The following is a 1,572-nucleotide window of genomic DNA, read 5'->3' on the forward strand; positions in this document are numbered from 1 at the left end:
GTAGAAGTTCACGGGGTTAGCGTGGCAGAAGAGAAGGAGGAATCCGACAAGAACGAGTACTCAAGACAGATTCAGTCAGGAACTCAAGAATATTCCGGTCTTGCAGCTTGAGAGAAGACACGACGGTGAGTAAACGGGCAACAAACAGACTTCCTGCTGCTGAATCTGAACCAAAGCTAGTCCGTCGCCAAATCACAGCAGGGCGAATGGCTCTCTCAGCGGCATTATTGGTCGGCTCTACACCATCTGAGGAGATAAATAACCACAGAGCCACTTCCAACTTTAGTAAATTACGGCAAGTCCGCACAGTTTTTGCCAGTGGGGTTTTTTCCCTCTCGTCGATGTCTAACTGCGAAGCTTCTAGCAAGATGCTCAAAACTTTAGTCTTAATAGGTTCAACCCTTTCTTTCAACTCAGAACGAGTGAGTTGGTCATTTCTAAATTTATGCCAGAGATTGAAAAGCTCTTTTTCCTGCTCCAGCAAGGATTTGCCTATTTGGGCAGAAGCTCCAACTCGTTCGGATATTTGAATAAAATCTCGTTTGAGGTGCGCCCAGCACAGTTGCCTGCGATGGACATCCACCCAGTTATAGGCAGGGCAACGATCACTGGTGATCGAGCCACTAAAAGTTTCGCCCAAAACGGTTTGAGCAGCACTACTAGCTCTACTTAAAATTACCTGAAAGCTCTGGATCAATGGCGTTACTGCCACCCACAGCCAACCACTGGTCTTGGTGGCATTGTGACCATCTCCATTCCGCTGCTGAAATCCAGTCTCATCTACTCCCACAGTCGGTTGCTGCTGGATGTAATGTTGGGCTTCTGTGACCGCATCGCTAACTGCCTCACTCACTTCTGTCCGTAGACGATTGATAGTGCCGACGGACATTTCAATCCCAAACACCGCCTGCATCAGCGCACGTATTTGGCGGTAGGATTGTCGGTACTCACTACTGAATAGACCTACATAGGCTGCTGTTCTTGGACCATATCCACCCAGCCCAATTATTTCGGTCATTTCTGGGGCTTGATTTTCTTTCCCACAACAAGTACAGGTAATTGGATGAAACTGATGTTCGATGACGAGCCGCTGTACTGGTGGGACTTCCACTACTTGATGTCGGTAGGCTTGACCACTATTTTCAATCCCTAGGATGCCTCCACATCCACTACATTGCTGCGGGTAATGGTTGATTACTTCTTGACACATTTGGGTCGGGTATAGCTTCCGTTCGTGTCCCGAATGTCCTAGTTGCCCACCCCGCTTCTTGCCGGTGGGTTCCTTTCGATTGGGCTTAAATCCTTGAGGATTCTTCGATGGTGGTTGTGATGAATTTGCCGAAGTTCTGGCTAATTGCTGTTTGAGAAGCTCGTTTTCTGTTCTCAGTTCCGCTATTTCCTGTTCAACCCGATCCATCCTACGCACTAATTCGTAAATTAGTTCGAGCACGCTATCTGGCACTTGCGCCCACTCTGCTGGGCTGATTGCCGCCATTAATTCCGGCACTGTCTTCTCCATGTGCCTCACCTTATCAGATTTTTTGGGTTTTTGCTACCCCCGTGAACTTCTAC

1 protein-coding gene is annotated in these 1,572 nt (G+C 48.2%); it reads right to left on the minus strand.

Annotation, left to right across the window (positions count from 1 at the left end; genetic code table 11):
- Positions 1-16 precede the first annotated feature (16 nt).
- The gene (gene tnpC, locus QUA90_RS30315) at positions 17-1,519 is read right to left on the minus strand and encodes an IS66 family transposase (protein WP_333448785.1); all 1,503 of its coding nucleotides are present in this window, start codon (positions 1,517-1,519) and stop codon (positions 17-19) included.
- Positions 1,520-1,572 lie beyond the last annotated feature (53 nt).

The organism is Microcoleus sp. D3_18_C4, assembly GCF_036702355.1.
In the GTDB taxonomy this organism is placed as follows: domain Bacteria; phylum Cyanobacteriota; class Cyanobacteriia; order Cyanobacteriales; family Microcoleaceae; genus Microcoleus.

Coding starts and splice junctions, on each gene's coding strand:
- tnpC (WP_333448785.1), bottom strand. CDS start 1,519: ATGGAGAAGACAGTGCCGGAATTAATGGCGGCAATCAGCCCAGCAGAG.